Genomic DNA, 3,197 nt, shown 5'->3' on the forward strand with positions numbered 1-3,197 from the left:
TAATATCTTAACATACTGAGATAAAAATCAGATTATTTTTAGAAAGTTTCCTGCGCCCGCACAAGGCGGACGCAAGCGTGTACATAAGCTTACGGGTTATTAGTACTACTCGGCTATGACATTACTGCCTTTACACCTATAGCCTATCAACGTGGTCATCTTCCACGACCCTTAAAAGAAATCTCATCTTGTGGTGGGTTTCGCGCTTATATGCTTTCAGCGCTTATCCCTTCCAAACGTAGCTACTCTGCGGTGCTCCTGGCGGAACAACAGATACACCAGAGGTTTGTCCAATTCGGTCCTCTCGTACTAGAATCAGATCCACTCAAATTTCTAACGCCCACAGTAGATAGAGACCGAACTGTCTCACGACGTTCTGAACCCAGCTCGCGTGCCACTTTAATGGGCGAACAGCCCAACCCTTGGGACCTTCTCCAGCCCCAGGATGTGACGAGCCGACATCGAGGTGCCAAACCCCCCCGTCGATATGAGCTCTTGGGGGAGATCAGCCTGTTATCCCCGGCGTACCTTTTATCCTTTGAGCGATGGCCCTTCCATGCGGAACCACCGGATCACTATGCTCTACTTTCGTACCTGATCGACCTGTATGTCTCTCAGTCAAGCTCCCTTATGCCATTGCACTCTACGCACGGTTACCAAGCGTGCTGAGGGAACCTTTAGAAGCCTCCGTTACTCTTTTGGAGGCGACCACCCCAGTCAAACTACCCACCAAGCAATGTCCCCCGCTTTACGGGGTTAGATCTCAGATAAGCAAAGGGTGGTATTTCAACAATGACTCCACAACGCCTGGCGACGCCATTTCACAGTCTCCCACCTATCCTACACATCACTTATCCAAGACCAATACTAAGCTATAGTAAAGGTGCACAGGGTCTTTTCGTCCCACTGCGGGTAATCGGCATCTTCACCGATACTACAATTTCACCGAGCTCATGGCTGAGACAGTGTCCAGATCGTTACACCATTCGTGCAGGTCGGAACTTACCCGACAAGGAATTTCGCTACCTTAGGACCGTTATAGTTACGGCCGCCGTTTACTGGGGCTTCAATTCAATGCTTCTCCGAAGATAACATCTCCTCTTAACCTTCCAGCACCGGGCAGGTGTCAGGCCCTATACTTCATCTTACGATTTTGCAGAGCCCTGTGTTTTTGATAAACAGTCGCCTGGACCTCTTCACTGCGGCCAGCTTGCGCTGGCGACCTTTCTCCCGAAGTTACAGGTCTATTTTGCCTAATTCCTTAGCCATGAATCTCTCGAGCACCTTAGGATTCTCTCCTCGACTACCTGTGTCGGTTTACGGTACGGGTACTGTCAATCTAAGTTTAGAGGTTTTTCTTGGAAGCCCTTAGGCACACTATCACTTTGTCCGAAGACTCCGTGTACTATCGTATTTCACCAGTTCCCGCGCATTTTACTACGGGACCTATAGCTAGGTACTTTAACGAACTATTCCGTCAGTTCGCGGTGCTTTCATCACTCCGTCACCCCATCACAATTAACAGTAGTACGGGAATATTAACCCGTTGGCCATCGACTGTCCCTTTCGGGTTCGCCTTAGGACCCGACTAACCCTCAGCTGATTAGCATAGCTGAGGAAACCTTAGTCTTTCGGTGTGCGGGTTTCTCGCCCGCATTATCGTTACTTATGCCTACATTTTCTTTTCTAACCGGTCCAGCATGAGTCGCCTCACACCTTCAGCCCTGTTAGAATGCTCCCCTACCACTTACGTAAAACGTAAATCCATAGCTTCGGTAGTATACTTATGCCCGATTATTATCCATGCTCGTCCGCTCGACTAGTGAGCTGTTACGCACTCTTTAAATGAATGGCTGCTTCCAAGCCAACATCCTAGCTGTCTGGGCAGACAAACCTCGTTTTTTCAACTTAGCATACATTTGGGGACCTTAGCTGATGGTCTGGGTTCTTTCCCTCTCGGACATGGACCTTAGCACCCATGCCCTCACTGCTGAGAAACATTATATAGCATTCGGAGTTTGTCAGGAATTGGTAGGCGGTGAAGCCCCCGCATCCAATCAGTAGCTCTACCTCTATATAACTATACACAGCGCTGCACCTAAATGCATTTCGGGGAGTACGAGCTATTTCCGAGTTTGATTGGCCTTTCACCCCTACCCACAGGTCATCCGAAGACTTTTCAACGTCAACCGGTTCGGACCTCCACTGTGTGTTACCACAGCTTCATCCTGCCCATGGGTAGATCACACGGTTTCGCGTCTACCACTACTGACTAAAGCGCCCTATTCAGACTCGCTTTCGCTACGGATCCACACCTGAAGTGCTTATCCTTGCCAGCAACGGTAACTCGTAGGCTCATTATGCAAAAGGCACGCCGTCACCCCACGTAAGGGCTCCGACCGCTTGTAAGCGTATGGTTTCAGGATCTATTTCACTCCGTTATTCACGGTTCTTTTCACCTTTCCTTCACAGTACTGGTTCACTATCGGTCTCTCAGGAGTATTTAGCCTTAGCGGATGGTCCCGCCAGATTCAGACAGGGTTTCACGTGCCCCGCCCTACTCAGGATACCACTATCCTTATCTTCTCTTACTTATACGGGACTATCACCCTCTTCGGTTAACCTTTCCAGGTTATTCTAATTCAATCCGCAAGAAATGTCGTGGTCCTACAACCCCAACATTGCCGTAACAACATTGGTTTGGGCTAATCCGCGTTCGCTCGCCACTACTTACGGAATCACTTTTGTTTTCTTCTCCTCCGCCTACTTAGATGTTTCAGTTCAGCGGGTTTGCCCCCTATCGGGTACTATATCTTCAATATAGTGGGTTGCCCCATTCGGATATCTGCGGATCAATTCGTATGTGCCAATCCCCGCAGCTTTTCGCAGCTTATCACGTCCTTCATCGCCTCTGAGAGCCTAGGCATCCCCCATACGCCCTTATTTTGCTTATTGTACTTACATTTTTATCTATTAATAGATAAAATCTGTGTTTCTTTCTACTTTTTAAATGTTTTTTTATCTCAATATGTCAATGAACTGGCGCAGCCAGACCGATTAATATAATCGCGGCGCGTAGTGGAGAATATCGGAGTCGAACCGATGACCTCCTGCGTGCAAGGCAGGCGCTCTAGCCAGCTGAGCTAATCCCCCAATTTGAATCCCGAATTGTGAATTCAGAATTTTGAATTGTGAAT

1 tRNA gene and 1 rRNA gene are annotated in these 3,197 nt (G+C 48.4%); both read right to left on the bottom strand.

Features of this window, described 5'->3' with window-relative positions:
* Nucleotides 1-79: 79 nt before the first annotated feature.
* A 23S ribosomal RNA gene (locus tag AC3E9U_RS16025) occupies nucleotides 80-2,955 on the bottom strand.
* A gap of 124 nt (nucleotides 2,956-3,079) precedes the next feature.
* Nucleotides 3,080-3,153 (bottom strand) — tRNA-Ala (locus AC3E9U_RS16030).
* Nucleotides 3,154-3,197: the final 44 nt, after the last annotated feature.

This window comes from Flavobacterium sp. 21.1 (genome assembly GCF_057801535.1).